Below are 13999 nucleotides of genomic sequence, written 5' to 3'. Positions count from 1 at the left end.
GGTGCTCCGGGAACCGTTCCGGTCGAGGCCCCCCTGACGGGTCCGAAGGCCTACGCGGTGAAGAACTCTTATAACTGGTGCATGTGGGGTGAGATCGGCTCCAGCGTCACCTTCACGCAGAACGGCAAGGTCGTGGGCTCGCTCAGATACGACGCCCGTGTCACCCTTATCGCACACTCCTTCACCGGAGAGAGGAACAACAACCAGGCCCGGCAGGCCAACCAGTACAAGAGCCGGCAATTCAAGGTGTTCTTCTACGTGGACGAGATCGATCGGGACGGGAAATCGGATTTCCCGGCCATGGTGGCCCCAGCCAAGGCGGCGGCGGATACATTCCCGTTCAACCTCGGGCTCGCCTTCAACCCATCGAATAAGTGCGTGCCGTTGGCCGACCGGGTCGTGACCGCGCTGGCGCGATCGCCCGCCCCGGCGGTGCTGGCCGAGTTGCGGGCTGAGGTACGCCGCCTCGGCGAAGACCTGCTGGCCCAGGCCCCACCCGCCGGCGCGCCGCCCGAGGAGATGAACGGCTGGCACCCACGGTACGTGGCGGTGAGCGTCCTGGAGGCGGCGCTGCAGGAGGACGCGATGGACGCGGCATGGACGGCCGTCCGCCGGGTCGACACGCTACGGCTCGGCGATCGCGAAGGTCGGCGCATGGGCACGCTCAGGGAAGTGCTGAACCGGATACTCGCCTCGACCAGCTGACCGGGCACCAGGACGCGCTGTTCGGACGCCTCGCCCCGGCACCTGGTCAGGCGACGGGTACGAAGGCGGCGATCGTCTCGACGAGGCCCGCCGGAGCCTCCAGCGGGTTCGGCGATGGACTCGTTGGAGTCGTAGGCGTGGGAGAGGCCCTCCCGGTACTCGGATCTGACCGATGCCGAGTGGTCGATACTGGAGGGGAGGCGCGGGAAGACCGGACTACCTTGTGAACCCTGGCGCGCAAGTCAAAGATCAAGATCAGTGTTTACGCTTCTTCCGGCGGCCTCGGGCTCCCGGCGGCCGGGTGGGAACGAGGCGGAGGGGGTGTCGGGCGGTGTTGCGGAGCGGCTCGGCCACCAGCTCGCGTAGCTCCCGCAACCCCACGACATCGGGGTGCCCCGACGTCAGGATCGCCTCCACGAACTCGTACGCGTCCCCGCCCCCCATCCTCTTGAGCTGCCCGACAAGCCCCTCAGGCCCTGCGAGCTCCAGCACCGACAGGAAGTTCTCCGCCCCCATCAGCAGGTTCTCCCGCTCACTCAACGACCCGGGCTTTATCTCCCCGGCATCGATGAGCTGCGTCCACACGGCGGGCCCGAGGACCGGGTCGTGACGTAGGTCCTGCAGCAGCCGCCTTTCGGGCCTTATCGCCTGGATGACCCAGCTCCCGCTCGGATGAGCGGTGGTGCCCAGCACACGGACACGCCTGGTGGCATGCTCAATGACGGCCAGGATGTACTGGCGCTGCCCGTTCAAAGTGATGGTCTCGATGAAATCACAGGCCAGCAGGGCGTCGGCTTGCGAGCGCAGGAAATCGGCTCACGTGGTGGACGCACGCTCGGGCGCCGGGTCAACACCTGCCTGCTTGAGGATCTCCCACACCGTGGACGGTGCGACCTTGATGCCGAGCGTGGCGAGTTCACCGTGGACCCGCCGATAGGCCCAGCCGGGGTTCTCTCGAACCAGGCGCAGGATGAGAGCGCGAATGGAGCGGACCGTGGGCGGGCGCCCCAACCGCTTCGGCCGGCAGGTACGGGCATGACGACGTCTCATCAGATCGCGATGCCAGCGCAGGACGGTGTCCGGCCGGATGAGCAGCCGCAGTCGGCGCAGGACCTCGCGGGGCAGCGAGGTCAGAAGGGCGGCGAGAAAGGCCCGGTCCTCAGGCGCGAATCTCACTCTGGTGTCAGCGCCGAGCTGGCGCTCAAGAACAGTGATCTGGTGGCGCAGAGCAAGAATCTCCACGTCCTTGTCCCGATCGCTCACGGGTAGCAGCCACAGCGCGGCAAAAGCGTTCGTGACGGCGAGGTAGGCCAGGCGAAGGAGCACGGCCGATCATCCTGCCGCACTTGGTTCCGTCGCCTGGATGCTCGGAGCTCGCGCCGCCACGCGAAGCCCTCACATGGTCATGACCAGGGCGGATGTGATAATCGGCAGGCGCACAGCTGAAGAGCTGGAAGATCCTCCGAAAGCTACGCTGCAGCCCCAGCAAGGCCGGCCACCTCTGCAAGGCCATCGCCGTCCTTCAGAACCACCGCGTTGCCCAGGCCGCCTGAGGATGAAAAGCATTCCATGATGGAGTTCATCCGCGGTATTCGGACGCCATTCTTGACGATGCGTACTCCGGCATCGGCTCATATCGTGTCGAGGGTCGCGGTGAATTTGGCGTCTCGGTCGCGGATGAGGAACCTGGCCGTGGCTCCCGCATCCTGCAGATCCATGGCGAGGTTGCGGCCGAGTTGGGTGACCCACTGCCCGGTGGGATGGGCGGTTACGCCGAGGATGCGGATACGGCGGGTGGCGTGCTCGATGACCGCCAGAATGTACAGGCGCGCGCCGGTGAGGGTACGAACCTCGAAGAAGTCGCACGCGAGTAGGGCGCCTGCCTGGTTACGCAGGAACGTGGCCCAGGTTGTGGCGGTCCGCTCGGGGGACGGGTCGATGCCGTGTGCTTTGAGGATCTCCCACACGGTGGAGGCGGCGATCTTGATGCCGAGTGCGGCCAGCTCACCGTGAATGCGCCGATTGCCCCAGGAGGGGTTCTCCCGAGCCAGCCGCAACACCAGCAATCGAACGGACCGGGCAGTACGTGGACGTCCACGCCCGCGAGGCGCGCTGGCCGCGGCGTGATGGCGCCGCAGTAGATCACGGTGCCGGCGCAGGATGGTGTCCGGGCGGACCAGCAACATAAGGTGCCGGAGCTTGTCTGTCGGCAGGAGGTGAAGCAGCCCGGCGAGGAGAAACCGATCAGCTGGCGTGAACGCGGGCTTGGTCACCTGCCGCTGTAGCACCATCAAACTGGTGCCGTAACACTAAGATTCCGATCTCTTTGTCCCGATTGGTTCGGGGGAGTAGCCCTAGGAACGAGAAGGTGGTCGTCATCGTGAGGTAGGCCAAGCGCAGTAACACAACCGACCATCATGCCGCCATCTGGCGCAGCGCTCGCGACATCCACCAGAGACCGAACCTGCCCATCAGGTCTTCGACCTGCACGGATGAATATTCGGCACCCGCACCGTCCTGGCGCCTGATCCCCAGGACGGCTGTCAGGTGACAATCGAATCTGGCCATTGATCATGACGTGACCTCGTGCTGGCCACCCGGCCAGGCGTGGGAAGACGCTCACAGTGCTCGACGGCGTCACATGCGACGAACTCGCCGCCTGCCATCAAGTCAGTTACGATCTTGAGGTGACGCGTAAAGCGCGGTTGCTCCTCGGCGTGGTGGCGTGCGCACTCCTGGTGAGTTGCTCCACGAGAGAACCGCTCTGCGGGCCATGCGTGAGGAGTAACGAAGTGCTGATCTTTGAGTCCGCCGAGCTGTTACAGCGTGGCCGATCGTACGAAGTGTGCACCGATTTCGGCCCCTGCCGGACATATCCATGGCAGCGGCCCCGGTCAGGAGACGCGGACGCAGGGCGCGACCCGGAATCTTTCGCATTCAACAGGGAATACGTCAGTCCACCGATAGGAAGCTCCGAGGGCCTCGCACGGTGGACGGGGACCGGCGTACGCGTTACCTTGCGCGACCACACCAGCGCAGTCATCGCACATGGTACGGCGACCCTCGAATACGTCGAGTCGCCGCCGCGCTCCTGCGAGTGCCCCATGAACCAGGTGCGCATCACGCTCATGCCGAGGTAGCAGGCTTGGGACGCTATTTCCGGCTGGTCTGGTGTCGCCACGCGACGTGTGTGGCGCCGCCGCTCTCGTGGTCGAGGGCAGGATCAACGACGCGCGTGCACCTGGCGGGACACCTGCAGCGGCGTGCGGATGTTCACCGCCGTGGGCGGGACCTTCGACAGCTTGAGCACCCGGCCGTACTGATCCGGCGGGTAGTCGCCGGAACCCAGCTTGTGCCGGTAGCCGTCGGCTGCACCGCGAGCGCCCCAGACGCTGATCCTCAGGTACGGCTCTTGCTCCAGCCAACCGTCGAAGTCGTCGAGATGATCGGCCACGTGCCGGAGATAGCGGTCGCGGACAAGGCGTGCGAAGGTCTCGGCGGTGTCGGGCGAGGCCCCGACCCCGGCGACGCAGTCGTCGCCGGGCGCGGTCCACCCGGAGGTGCTGTATTCATTGACGCTCTCGATCAGATACGCGTACTGCGTGGTCAGCCTGGCGGTGTGCTCCTTGTCCCCGAACTGCTCGGCCGCCTGGGCGGAGCGCGCGGCCCACTCGGCGAGCGCGGCGTAGAGCGTGGCCTGCTGCCGGTGCGGCGGCGCCCCGCTGTTCAGCACGGCCGCCTCCAGCGGCGGCATGTTCAGCAGGTCCATCACCTGATGCAGGGGCTCCACGGGGCCCAGGTGGGTACGGGCCTCGAACACCGGATCCGTCATGGCTCCCAGTGTGGGACGGGTTCGCCCGGCGCGCCCGTGGTAGGCCCGGCCAAGTTGGAGTCGTCGTTGGATCGGCCGATGGAGCAGCCAGCCTCGTGGGCGAACTCGCGGGACCGCGTACTCGGGTAGAGGTGGGCCGTGTTCGTGACCGTGGCGGGATCCGGGAGGGCGTAGTACCCAGGGGGACGGGCGTGAGACGGCGGTACCGGCGACTATGCTGCTCATCCGTTCGGACGGTGAAGGAGGAGCATGATCGACGTCGATGGGTATCTGGCCGTGCTGGGAGTGGCCCGGCCGGCGGCCCCGACCGCCGAGGCACTGTGGGCGCTGCACCGGGCGCAGGTAGAACGGGTTGCCTACGAGACCCTCGACAACCAACTGGGCCGGCCGACGGGCATCGGCGCCGCTGAATCCGTGGCCCGGATCCTGCGCGGGCGCGGCGGCTACTGCTTCCACCTCAACGGGGCCTTCGCCGCGTTGCTGACGGCGCTCGGCTACGACGTCACCCTGCACCGGGCCGGGGTGCAGGATGAGGTCGAGGACCCCGCGGGCGCGGCCGGCGACCATCTCGCGCTCACCGTGTGGCTGGACGGCGAGCGGTGGCTGGTCGACACCGGGCTCGCCGGCGGAATGTACGAGCCGCTGCCGCTGCGCGAAGGCAGCTACACCCAGGGGCCGTTCACCTACGGGATGGCCCCGTCGGTGGTGGTGCCCGGCGGCTGGCGGTTCGCCCATGACCCCCGCGGCGCGTTCACGGCGATGGTCTTCGCGCCGGAGCCCGTGGAGCTGTCCTCCTTCGCCGCGGAGCACGCCCGGCTGTCCACCTCCCCCGAGTCCGGCTTCGTCCGGGTCTTCCAAGCCCAGCTTCGCGACGCCAAGGGCGTGGACATGCTGCGCGGCTGTGTGCTGCGCCGGATCGAGGCCAGGGGCACGGAGGAGCGGATCATCGACTCGGCCGACGACTGGTACGACGTACTGGCCGACGTGTTCCGGCTGGACCTGACCGACGTCGACGTCCCCACGCGGGCGGAACTGTGGCACCGCGTCCACACCGCGCACCAGGAGCGGGAGGCCGCGGGGCGGCGGTGAGGGGTGCCTGTGTGGTCGTGCCAGGGATCAGTCGTGCCCGCGTACATCAGGATCGGAACACCGCAGGCCGCCGACGGCTCTACGCGTGAGTTCTGGTACCGGAGCTACGAGCGAGTCTGGGTGCCGCTGTCCAGCCAGGCAGCGACGGTTCAGAAGGTGTCTTTGCACCTGATCGCCCAGAGTTGATCATTTGGCTTTCCGGCAATGCCCGGGAGCGTCTCTGACGAGATCCTGGAAGGCGCGGTTCGGTCAGAGGTCTGATTGCCGCGAGTGGAGACCCGTCCCAGCCAGCGATGCTAGCGCCATGAGCACAGCGGACTTGGCAAGGGATCAGGTTGGCAGACCGAGAGCAGACGAGCAGTCGCCGGCCGACGCTTGGACGGTGATGCAGAAGTTTTACGAGGCCGAGGCCGCGTATGTGGCCGCAGGCGGATTCGGCAAGGCGAGCTACGACCAGGTCGCTGCTTACCTGGATGCGGAGGTGGTCTTGCATCAAGCTCCCGGGCTGCCCTTCACCGGCACGGGAACCTGGCGCGGCCACGATGGCATGGAGCGATTTCTGGCCCGCTTCAGTGAGGTCTGGGAGTCGATGGAGTTCTTGGAGCAGGAGCACTGGGGTGACGGGGACACCGTGGTCGTGCGGAACCGGGTGCGCTTTCGCGCTCGTGTCAGCGGCCAGGAGGTCGACACATTGATCGTGCAACTGATCACCGTCAGGAACGGACGCATGCTCGAGTGCCGCCCCTTCTATTGGGACCCCAAGGCCATCGCCGACGCCTGCCGGCCACGTGACGCTGATACGCGTGACTCGGTGTCGGTCGGGCCCATCACGGCCTCTTGAACCAGGGGCTCAGGCGGCCCGCGGCGCACGGTGGCCGACAGGAACCGGCTGATCCGGGTCAGCTCGGTGCGCAGCCGCGAGCGCTCGTAGGTGATCCAGTCGTCAGGCATGGACGCGAAGGCGTATCCGCCGGCGTAGGTCCAGGTCAGCGGTGCAGGGCGCCCGGCCGGGCGGTTGTCATCGCTGTGGGTTGGTCACCTCGGGCGGGAGCGGTACGGCGGTCACTTCCCGCCCGAGAAGGGCGTCACAGTCCGGCGCCGCCGGTCGCGTCGATCACTCTGCCGGTTACCCAGCGGGCGTCGTCCGAAGCGAGGAACGCCACGATGTCGGCGATGTCCTCGGGCTGTCCGATCCGGCCGAGGGCCGCCAGCGATGCGGCGTGGGCCTGGGCTTCTGCATTGCCGCGCAGCCATCCCGCGTTGACGTCGGTGTCGACGATTCCGGGGGCCACCGAGTTGACCGTGATGCCTCGCGGACCCAGTTGCTTGGCCAGGTTGAGGGTGAAGGTATCCAGAGCGCCTTTCGTGGAGCCGTAGGCGATGATCTCCGGCATGGCCAGGCGGGCCGCGCCGCTGGAGATGTTGATGATGCGCCCGCCGTCGCGGAGCCGCTTGAGTCCTTGTTGCACGATGAAGAACGGCGCCCGGACGTTCACCGCGAAGACCTCGTCGAATCCTTCCTCGGTGAGCGTGGCCAGGTCCGCGCTGCGGCCGATGCCGGCGTTGTTGACGATGATGTCGACCCCGGCCCGTGACAAGTGCTGTCCGATCTGGGAGTCGAAGGCGGACCAGAGCGCGGCCGCGTCGCCGTGGCGGCCCAGCTCTGTCTGGATCGCAAACGCCCGGCCGCCGTCCTTGCCGATCGTTTCGACAACCTCGTCGGCCGCGGCTTGGTCGCGGGCGAAGGCGACGGCCACGACGGCGCCGTCTCGGCCGAGCCGCTCGGCGATGGCCCGGCCGATTCCTCGGCTGCCGCCCGTGACCAGCGCGACCTTGTCCTTCAGGCCACTCCGTACGTGTGCGCTCATGATGTCCTTCCCCTCATTTGTTGAGCTATCACTCAACAAAGAGGCTAGCACGGTTTGTTGAGTGAGCGTTCTAGAATGGGGGCATGAGCCAGACAGGTGCCCCACGGGGACGTCCGCGCACGTTCGATCGCGACGCCGCCCTCACCCAGGCCATGCAGCTGTTTTGGGAGCAGGGCTACGAGGCCACCTCGCTCAACGAGCTCACCAGAGCGATGGGCATTCGCCCGGGCAGCCTCTACGCCGCCTTCGGCGACAAAAAGTCGTTGTTCAAGGAGGTGGTACGCGCCTACGCGCGCTCGCCCGTCGGTGCGTTCGTCGGCATCGCCCTGAAGGAGGAGCCCGCCGCCTTCCAGGCTTTCGCCCGCATCCTGCGCGAGGCTGCGGTGATCTACCCCGACCCATCCCACCCCGCTGGTTGCCTGACCATCAGCGCCGCCACCAATGTCGCCGTCCAGGACGCCGAGATAGCGGCGTTCCTGCGCGACCTGCGCAACGCCAACCTCGTGATTCTCCACGACCGCCTGCGCACCGCCCAGCAGGAAGGCGAGCTGCCCTCCGACGCCGACCCCCGCGCGCTGGCCGGCTATTTCGCCGTCGTCATCCAGGGAATGTCACAGCGCGCCCGGGATGGAGCCGACGCGACCGAACTGGCCGAGATCGCCGACATGGCGATGGCCGCCTGGCCGAGAGGCGAGCCACGCCAGGGCCCGCCGAACTGAGTCAAGGGAGCATACAGGGGTGCTTAACGGAACTCGTGGGCGTGGTCGGTGGCCCACTTTTGGAAGGTGCGTGCCGGCACTCCGGTGGTCTCCTCCACAGTCGACGTTATGGGGCCTGGTTCCGTCACCATGTGGGCATACCCGTTGAGCACGACGTCGACGACCGAGGCGGGTAGCCAGGCGAGCATCTGTTGCCGCGCGGCGCCTGGAGAGATCTCTTCCCAGTGCAATGGGCGACCGATCGCGTCACCAAGGATGTGAACCTGCTCTACCTGCGTCAGGATCTGTGGGCCGGTGAGAATGTATCTGCGTCCGGCATGCTCGTTTTCGATCAGTGCTCGTGCCGCTACGGAGGCGATGTCGAGCTCGTGCAGCAGGGTCATGGCCGCTGTCCCGTAGGCGCCACGTACAGTATCGCCGGCGCGGATCTGTGGTGCCCACGAAAGAGTGTTTCTTGCGAATCCGTGCGGGCGGAGGAACGTCCATTCCATTCCGGACTGTTCGATCGCCCGCTCCACGTCGGCATGGAGTCTGCCGATCGGCTCGGCCTGCTCGTCCAGGTCGTCGCGGATGGCCCCGGACGAAAGGAAGACGATCCGTCGGGCGTGCTTTCGGAGAACATCGAACAGCGCGGGTGCGGGCTCGGCCGTCGGAAAGGGCCACATCAGGAACACGGCTTCCACGTCGTGCAGGGCGGTCGCCATCGTGTTCGGCGCGAGAAGGTCGCCGCCCGCGACCTGAACGCCCTCTGGTAGCCGGGCGGAGTCGGGATCGCGGGTCAAGACTCGCACCGGCACGCCTGCGTCCAGAAGTTGGGCCGTCACCTGTCGACCGATGTTGCCGGTCGCGCCTGTCACCAGAATCATCGGTTGCTCAGACCTGCCTTTCTCGTAGGGCGTTCCACGATGACCGGGGGCGATGTACGGCTGGTTCGATCCTGGTGGGTGTCGTAGAGCGAAGGATCGCTGTCATCTTTGGCCACGGCTGTTGTTTCTCCTCAGTGGTGGACGGGTGTGGGCGAGCGCGGTGAACGTCTCCGCGCCGCCCTGAACGGCGCGCGGGCAGGTTGAGTGCCACGCGAGGTGGTGTGGTGAGCCATTGCTCGAGCCCCCGAGGTGGTGGCTGCCGTCCTGTCCGAAAATCAACGTGGTGCACCGGAGCTTGCTCGTGTTGTGGCAGTGTTGGCCGGCCCTGGTAAAGGTGGCCGCTCTGGCCGTTGGTTTCGACGTACGTGCGGACGTGCTCGGCCGCTCAGCCCGCAGGGCTGTCCAATACCTCGTCTCGCCCGGACCGTTCGGACAGCTCTGCCGACGAAGCTGCGGAACGGCTGTACCGCAGGTAGTAGCGCCGGAATCCGCCGCTTTTCACGCCGGGAAAATCTACGACCCGCCGCCACCCGGGCGACGACCCCACCGTTGCCTGGCCGGATTTGTCGAGGGCGTCGCGGTGTGCCTGTTCATCGGTCCACTCCGCGTAGTTGAGCACCCGGGTGCCGTCTGTGCTCGTGTGGAAATGGCCCGAGATCCCGCCGGGATGTGGTTGGGCTTCGCCCGCCATCGCGTCGAACACGGCGTCGATCCAGTGCTGTTGCCGCTGGTCATCGGGTCCGCCGAACTCGACACTGACGACGACGACGCAGCCTGGGACCGGCGGATTTTCCCGCTCGCTGCTGCGGTACAGCCGATACTCGACCGGCTCGGCGCCGGTGAGTCCGGCCATGAACTCATGGCCGGCTTCGCCATGGGCCCACTGAGTGTAGGTCAGCGTCGTCTCGCCGTCGGTACTCACTAACGTACTGAAAGAGATGAGCTCCTCAGGCCAGGGCGCGTGCTCCACCGCGGCCACGATCTCCTCCACCGTGAGGTGGTGTGCGGACGATTCGGTGACCAGGACGGTGCCGGCATCGGGACGGGTGATATCGGGCGACCGATCACGGCTGACGGTCATTTCTCTCCTTTGCTCGTTCCTGGTGGATCAGGCGGCGTACAGGCTTCGTGCAACTCGGGGGACCGTGTCGCGCAAGGCAACTGCGTTCAGCTGGGCGGACACTTGACGAATGGCGGTGCACGGCTACACGAGCGTCCCGCCGGAGACGTCCAGGTGGTGCCCGGTCACGTACCCGCTGTCGTCCGAGGCGAGGAAGGCCACCGTGTCGGCGATGTCCTCCGGCGTGCCCAGCCGGCCCAGCGGCGACAGGGATGACAGCCAGGCCAGAGCCTGGCCGACCAGGCGGCCCTGGTGCATGTCGGTGTCGATGACGCCGGGCGCCACGGTGTTGACGGTGATGCCGCGCGGCCCCAGTTGCTTGGCGAGCACCGAGGTGAGCACGTCGAGTGCCGCCTTGGACATGGCGTAGTCGATAGCCCCGGGCATGGCCATGCCTCGGGTGAGCATCGTGCCGATGGTGATGATCCGGCCACCGTCTCGCAGCCGCGGCAGGCCGAGCTGGGTGATGAAGAACGGAGCCGTGGTGTTGACCGCGAACAGCCGCTCGAAGCCCTCCCTGGTCACGCCCGCGATCTCGGCCTGGCCGCCGAGGATTCCCGCGTTGTTGACCAGGATGTCCAGACCGTCGGCGTGCACGTCGAACGCGGCCCACAAGGCTTCGGCGTCTCCGGGCACGCCCAGCTCGGTCCTGACGGCGAAGGCCTGCCCGCCTGCCGCTTCGATGGCCGAGACCGTCTCTTTGGCCGCCGTCTCGTTGCTGCCGTAGTGCACGGCCACCCGGGCGCCCTGTCGCGCCAGCCGGGTGGCGATGGCCCGGCCGATTCCCCTGCTCGCGCCGGTCACCAGCGCTGTCTTGCCGGTCAATGTCGTCATGATCATGCCTTTCTGTTAAACGGTGTAGGGGGTGGTGGCCTTGGCATCGCGCAGCACGCGCGCCCACCAGGTCACCTGGTCCAGGAGGGTCTTGGCGGCGGTGGCGGGCCCGTGCGGATCCCTGGGGTGTCCATCGCCGTCGAAGCACTCCCACACGCCGTGGAAGCTGATCGTGTCCCGCGTGGTGACGGCATGCAGCTCGGCGAAGACCGTGCGCAGGTGTTCCACCGCCCGCAGGCCTCCCGACAGGCCGCCGTAGGACACGAACGCCACCGGTTTGGCGTGGAACTGCGCGTTGTGCCAGTCGATCGCGTTCTTCAACGCCGCCGGGTAGCTGTGGTTGTACTCCGGGGTCACCACCACGAACCCATCGGCCGCATCCAGCCGCGGTGTCAGATCGCTCAGAGCCCTCTGCACCTCCTTGGGCGGCGACATGGACGGAGCGGCGGCACCCAGCGGCACCTCCGCCAGATCGACCACGTCGACCTCGATGTCAGCGCGTTGCGCCGCCTGGCCGGCGAACCAGGTGGCCACGGTCGAGCCGATGCGGCCGTCGCGCACACTGCCGACGATGACGGTCAGCCTGAGCTGTCTATCGGACATGGTGTTCTCCATTCATCTGTGCGCCTCTGTCAGGGCCGCGAACAGGGTGTTCTCGCTCTGGGATCCGGTCAGCGGGGGCAGCCGCTCGATCAGGAAGATCGGTACGCCGGTGACGCCGAGCCGGCGTACCCGCTCGAGCCGGGCATGCAGTTCGCCGGTCGGCACGCCGTCCATGACGACACCGACCTCGGCGGCCAGCCGGGCCAGGGTGCCGGGGTCGCCGATGTGCAGCCCGTCGGTGAAGTGCGCGCGGAAGAGGCGTTCAACCATCGGCTCGGCCTTGTGCTGGAGGGCGGCGCTCGCGATCAGCCGGTGCGCCTCGAAGGTGCCGGTGGCGATGGCTTTGCCGTATTCGAACCGCAGGCCCTCCAGCGCCGCGCGCGCGGCGAAGCTCGCTGTGCCGGCGGCGACCTCGGGACCGAAGGTCTGCTCCAGGACGGCGAGCAGCGGCTGCCCTTCGGTGGACGCACCGGGGGCGAGTTCGAAGGGCGAGACCTCGACCGTCACCGCGACGTCCTGGCTCCGGAGTCGGTCTGCCGCGCGGATGAGGCGGCTGTAGCCGAGGTAGGAGTGCGCGCAGATGACGTCCAGGACGATCTTCACGTGCACGCTCTGTGCTCTGTTCGGCATGCGGGCCCTCACACTGCTGCGGTGGTGAGATCGGCGGGAGTCCGGTCACGTAGCGGGACCTCGCGGATGGACCAGGAGAGCGCGAAGGCGATGACTCCCAGTACGGCCGCGCCCGGGGCGTTGTTGACGGTGATGATCGTGATGCTCTGCATCAGCAGGCCCACTCCCATGCCGCGGATCAGGGTGAGACCGGAGGCGAGCGCCAGACCGGTGCCAGGTCGCAGGACGAGCAGGCCAGGGGTGAAGGCGCTGCCGAGGATGGGATGGATCCGGGCGCGGCCGGTGCCGATCAGCACGGCGATCATGCCGAGCATCAGCCCGGCAAAGCCCGTACGAGGAAGTCGGTCCACACATCCTCCATTTTGCGTACTTCGTACTCGAAATGAACCATAGCCATTCAGGTACTATGTACGCAAATAGAGAGCCAGATGTCCGAGGCTGACTGATCGCGCTGCTGACCGGCCTGTCTGGTGCCAAAACTCGCTCATAGCGCTGGCCTGCGGTTTCACGCAGCCGTCATGCGGCCCTGCGATATTCACGGATCAGACCGCAGACGACGCTTCGTTGCTGTACTCGAGCCGTGAGATCGACCACCTCGGCCGGATCGTGAAGAGGTTGACGTAGAGACAGCGCCTGATGCGGACGGTGCTGGTTGTAGTGGCGCTCGTACTCGGCCAAGATCTGTCGAAGATGCCGTTCACCGTGGACCAGAAGTTGATCGAGGCATTCGCGCCGGAGTGTGCCGACGAACCGCTCGGCGAACGCGTTCGCCCATGGCGAGCGCGGCGGAATCTTCAGGACTCGCACGCCCGCGCTGGCGAGGACCTCGTCAAATGCTCTGCCGAACTTGCCGTCTCTGTCCCGGATCAGGAACCGGAACCTGCCGGCTCGCTCGCCCAGTTCCATCACCAGGTTGCGTGCCTGCTGTGTCGTCCAGGCACTGGTCGGATGAGCTGGGGCACCTCAGTGCACGCGCCATGTTTCGATCTCCATGACGAACGGCGCGTACAACCGCTTGAGGAACACCGTATCAACGTGGAGAAAGTCGCATGCCAGGATGCCGGAGGCTTGAGCGATGAGGAACTGGCGCCAGGTCGGTGAGGCCCGGCGCGGCGCGGGCCCCAACCCCGCCGCTGCCAGAACCCGGCGGACCGTCCCTTCCCCGACTCTGTAGCCAAGACCGAGGAGCTCGCCCTGGATGCGTCGATGTCCCCATCGTGGATTCTCCCGAGCCAGCCGGATGATCAGATCGCGGATCTCTTGGGAGATTGAGGGTCGGCCCTGCTTGGCGGGGTAGGTCCACTTCTTCTTGACCAGCCTGCGATGCCTGGCGAGTAGCGTGCTGGGCGTCACGATGCGATGCCGTCGAAGGCGAGCGGGTAACAGCCTGGCCAGCGCGGCCAGCAGCGCCCGATCGGCCCAGTCCGGTCTGGGCTGGGCGACCTGGCGACGCAGCACCGCGACCTCATGCCGCAACACCAAGATCTCCACCTCTTGGGAAGCGCTGCCCCGTGTGAGCAGCACCAGCCAGCCGAACACCCTGATCACCAGCAGATACACAAGTCGAAACAGCACGAGAGTCAAGCCTAGAAGGCCAGGTCAGACACCCGGGTTCCGCAGTTCGTAGTCACACGTGGAGACTGGGCTGGGAGAATCTGCTGGTAGATGGCTTGCAGAGAGCTCCGGGGCGTCACGAAGGCCCGAGAGTGTAGTAACACGACTTCGAAGATTTC

Annotated in this window: 17 protein-coding genes; 4 read left to right on the top strand and 13 right to left on the bottom strand. The window is 66.8% G+C overall.

Annotation, left to right across the window (positions count from 1 at the left end; translation table 11 throughout):
* The first annotated feature begins 57 nt into the window (after positions 1–57).
* Positions 58–705 (top strand): hypothetical protein, encoded by a 648-nt coding sequence (locus tag ABEA43_RS39905; RefSeq protein ID WP_345570332.1) that lies wholly within the window; start codon positions 58–60, stop codon positions 703–705.
* Positions 706–960: 255 nt separating this feature from the next.
* Here the strand turns inward: ABEA43_RS39905 and ABEA43_RS39900 are convergent, their stop codons facing one another.
* The 4 genes from ABEA43_RS39900 to ABEA43_RS39885 form a co-directional block, all read right to left on the bottom strand.
* On the bottom strand, positions 961–1458 hold the full coding sequence (locus tag ABEA43_RS39900) for a hypothetical protein (RefSeq protein ID WP_345570330.1): 498 nt from the start codon (positions 1456–1458) through the stop codon (positions 961–963).
* 63 nt (positions 1459–1521) lie between these two features.
* On the bottom strand, positions 1522–2031 hold the full coding sequence (locus ABEA43_RS39895) for a hypothetical protein (RefSeq protein ID WP_345570328.1): 510 nt from the start codon (positions 2029–2031) through the stop codon (positions 1522–1524).
* A gap of 305 nt (positions 2032–2336) precedes the next feature.
* A complete protein-coding gene (locus ABEA43_RS39890) occupies positions 2337–2978 on the bottom strand; it encodes a hypothetical protein (protein WP_345570326.1) in 642 nt (213 codons plus the stop codon).
* Between the two features lie 950 nt (positions 2979–3928).
* Positions 3929–4537 (bottom strand): hypothetical protein, encoded by a 609-nt coding sequence (locus ABEA43_RS39885; protein ID WP_345570324.1) that lies wholly within the window; start codon positions 4535–4537, stop codon positions 3929–3931.
* 249 nt (positions 4538–4786) lie between these two features.
* Between ABEA43_RS39885 and ABEA43_RS39880 the strand changes: the two genes are divergently transcribed.
* Positions 4787–5626 (top strand): arylamine N-acetyltransferase family protein, encoded by an 840-nt coding sequence (locus ABEA43_RS39880; protein ID WP_345570322.1) that lies wholly within the window; start codon positions 4787–4789, stop codon positions 5624–5626.
* A 304-nt stretch (positions 5627–5930) separates the two neighbouring features.
* On the top strand, positions 5931–6467 hold the full coding sequence (locus ABEA43_RS39875) for a nuclear transport factor 2 family protein (protein ID WP_345570320.1): 537 nt from the start codon (positions 5931–5933) through the stop codon (positions 6465–6467).
* Positions 6468–6711: 244 nt separating this feature from the next.
* Here ABEA43_RS39875 and ABEA43_RS39870 read toward each other — a convergent pair whose 3' ends face one another.
* Positions 6712–7494: an SDR family oxidoreductase gene (locus ABEA43_RS39870; RefSeq protein ID WP_345570665.1), complete on the bottom strand. Its 783-nt coding sequence runs from the start codon at positions 7492–7494 to the stop codon at positions 6712–6714.
* Positions 7495–7577: 83 nt separating this feature from the next.
* On the opposite strand from ABEA43_RS39870, the gene ABEA43_RS39865 reads away from it, so the two are divergent.
* Positions 7578–8213, top strand: a complete 636-nt coding sequence (locus ABEA43_RS39865; RefSeq protein WP_345570318.1) for a TetR/AcrR family transcriptional regulator — start codon at positions 7578–7580, stop codon at positions 8211–8213.
* Positions 8214–8236: 23 nt separating this feature from the next.
* Here ABEA43_RS39865 and ABEA43_RS39860 read toward each other — a convergent pair whose 3' ends face one another.
* The 8 genes from ABEA43_RS39860 to ABEA43_RS39825 form a co-directional block, all read right to left on the bottom strand.
* Positions 8237–9079 carry an NAD(P)H-binding protein gene (locus ABEA43_RS39860; RefSeq protein ID WP_345570316.1) on the bottom strand — a complete coding sequence of 281 codons (843 nt, stop codon included), beginning with the start codon at positions 9077–9079 and terminating at the stop codon, positions 8237–8239.
* Between the two features lie 385 nt (positions 9080–9464).
* Positions 9465–10160, bottom strand: coding sequence for an antibiotic biosynthesis monooxygenase (locus ABEA43_RS39855; RefSeq protein ID WP_345570314.1), 696 nt, complete (start codon positions 10158–10160; stop codon positions 9465–9467).
* Between the two features lie 123 nt (positions 10161–10283).
* Positions 10284–11033: an SDR family oxidoreductase gene (locus ABEA43_RS39850; protein ID WP_345570312.1), complete on the bottom strand. Its 750-nt coding sequence runs from the start codon at positions 11031–11033 to the stop codon at positions 10284–10286.
* 15 nt (positions 11034–11048) lie between these two features.
* Positions 11049–11636 (bottom strand): NADPH-dependent FMN reductase, encoded by a 588-nt coding sequence (locus ABEA43_RS39845; RefSeq protein WP_345570310.1) that lies wholly within the window; start codon positions 11634–11636, stop codon positions 11049–11051.
* Positions 11637–11648: 12 nt separating this feature from the next.
* On the bottom strand, positions 11649–12266 hold the full coding sequence (locus ABEA43_RS39840) for a DsbA family oxidoreductase (RefSeq protein WP_345570308.1): 618 nt from the start codon (positions 12264–12266) through the stop codon (positions 11649–11651).
* Between the two features lie 8 nt (positions 12267–12274).
* Positions 12275–12616: a hypothetical protein gene (locus tag ABEA43_RS39835; protein ID WP_345570307.1), complete on the bottom strand. Its 342-nt coding sequence runs from the start codon at positions 12614–12616 to the stop codon at positions 12275–12277.
* A 166-nt stretch (positions 12617–12782) separates the two neighbouring features.
* On the bottom strand, positions 12783–13172 hold the full coding sequence (locus tag ABEA43_RS39830; protein ID WP_345570306.1) for an integrase core domain-containing protein: 390 nt from the start codon (positions 13170–13172) through the stop codon (positions 12783–12785).
* A 57-nt stretch (positions 13173–13229) separates the two neighbouring features.
* Positions 13230–13841, bottom strand: a complete 612-nt coding sequence (locus tag ABEA43_RS39825) for a helix-turn-helix domain-containing protein (RefSeq protein WP_345570664.1) — start codon at positions 13839–13841, stop codon at positions 13230–13232.
* Positions 13842–13999: the final 158 nt, after the last annotated feature.

The sequence above is a fragment of the Nonomuraea rosea genome (genome assembly GCF_039539705.1).
Classification (GTDB): Bacteria; Actinomycetota; Actinomycetes; order Streptosporangiales; family Streptosporangiaceae; genus Nonomuraea; species Nonomuraea rosea.
This window is presented reverse-complemented; position numbering and strand designations above follow the sequence as displayed.

Excerpts from the sequence above, each read along its gene's own strand:
- ABEA43_RS39885 (WP_345570324.1), bottom strand. The coding sequence starts at position 4,537 with ATGACGGATCCGGTGTTCGAGGCCCGTACCCACCTGGGCCCCGTGGAG.
- ABEA43_RS39880 (WP_345570322.1), top strand. The coding sequence starts at position 4,787 with ATGATCGACGTCGATGGGTATCTGGCCGTGCTGGGAGTGGCCCGGCCG.
- ABEA43_RS39875 (WP_345570320.1), top strand. The coding sequence starts at position 5,931 with ATGAGCACAGCGGACTTGGCAAGGGATCAGGTTGGCAGACCGAGAGCA.
- ABEA43_RS39870 (WP_345570665.1), bottom strand. The coding sequence starts at position 7,494 with ATGAGCGCACACGTACGGAGTGGCCTGAAGGACAAGGTCGCGCTGGTC.
- ABEA43_RS39865 (WP_345570318.1), top strand. The coding sequence starts at position 7,578 with ATGAGCCAGACAGGTGCCCCACGGGGACGTCCGCGCACGTTCGATCGC.
- ABEA43_RS39860 (WP_345570316.1), bottom strand. The coding sequence starts at position 9,079 with ATGATTCTGGTGACAGGCGCGACCGGCAACATCGGTCGACAGGTGACG.
- ABEA43_RS39855 (WP_345570314.1), bottom strand. The coding sequence starts at position 10,160 with ATGACCGTCAGCCGTGATCGGTCGCCCGATATCACCCGTCCCGATGCC.
- ABEA43_RS39850 (WP_345570312.1), bottom strand. The coding sequence starts at position 11,033 with ATGACGACATTGACCGGCAAGACAGCGCTGGTGACCGGCGCGAGCAGG.
- ABEA43_RS39845 (WP_345570310.1), bottom strand. The coding sequence starts at position 11,636 with ATGTCCGATAGACAGCTCAGGCTGACCGTCATCGTCGGCAGTGTGCGC.
- ABEA43_RS39840 (WP_345570308.1), bottom strand. The coding sequence starts at position 12,266 with ATGCCGAACAGAGCACAGAGCGTGCACGTGAAGATCGTCCTGGACGTC.
- ABEA43_RS39830 (WP_345570306.1), bottom strand. The coding sequence starts at position 13,172 with ATGGAACTGGGCGAGCGAGCCGGCAGGTTCCGGTTCCTGATCCGGGAC.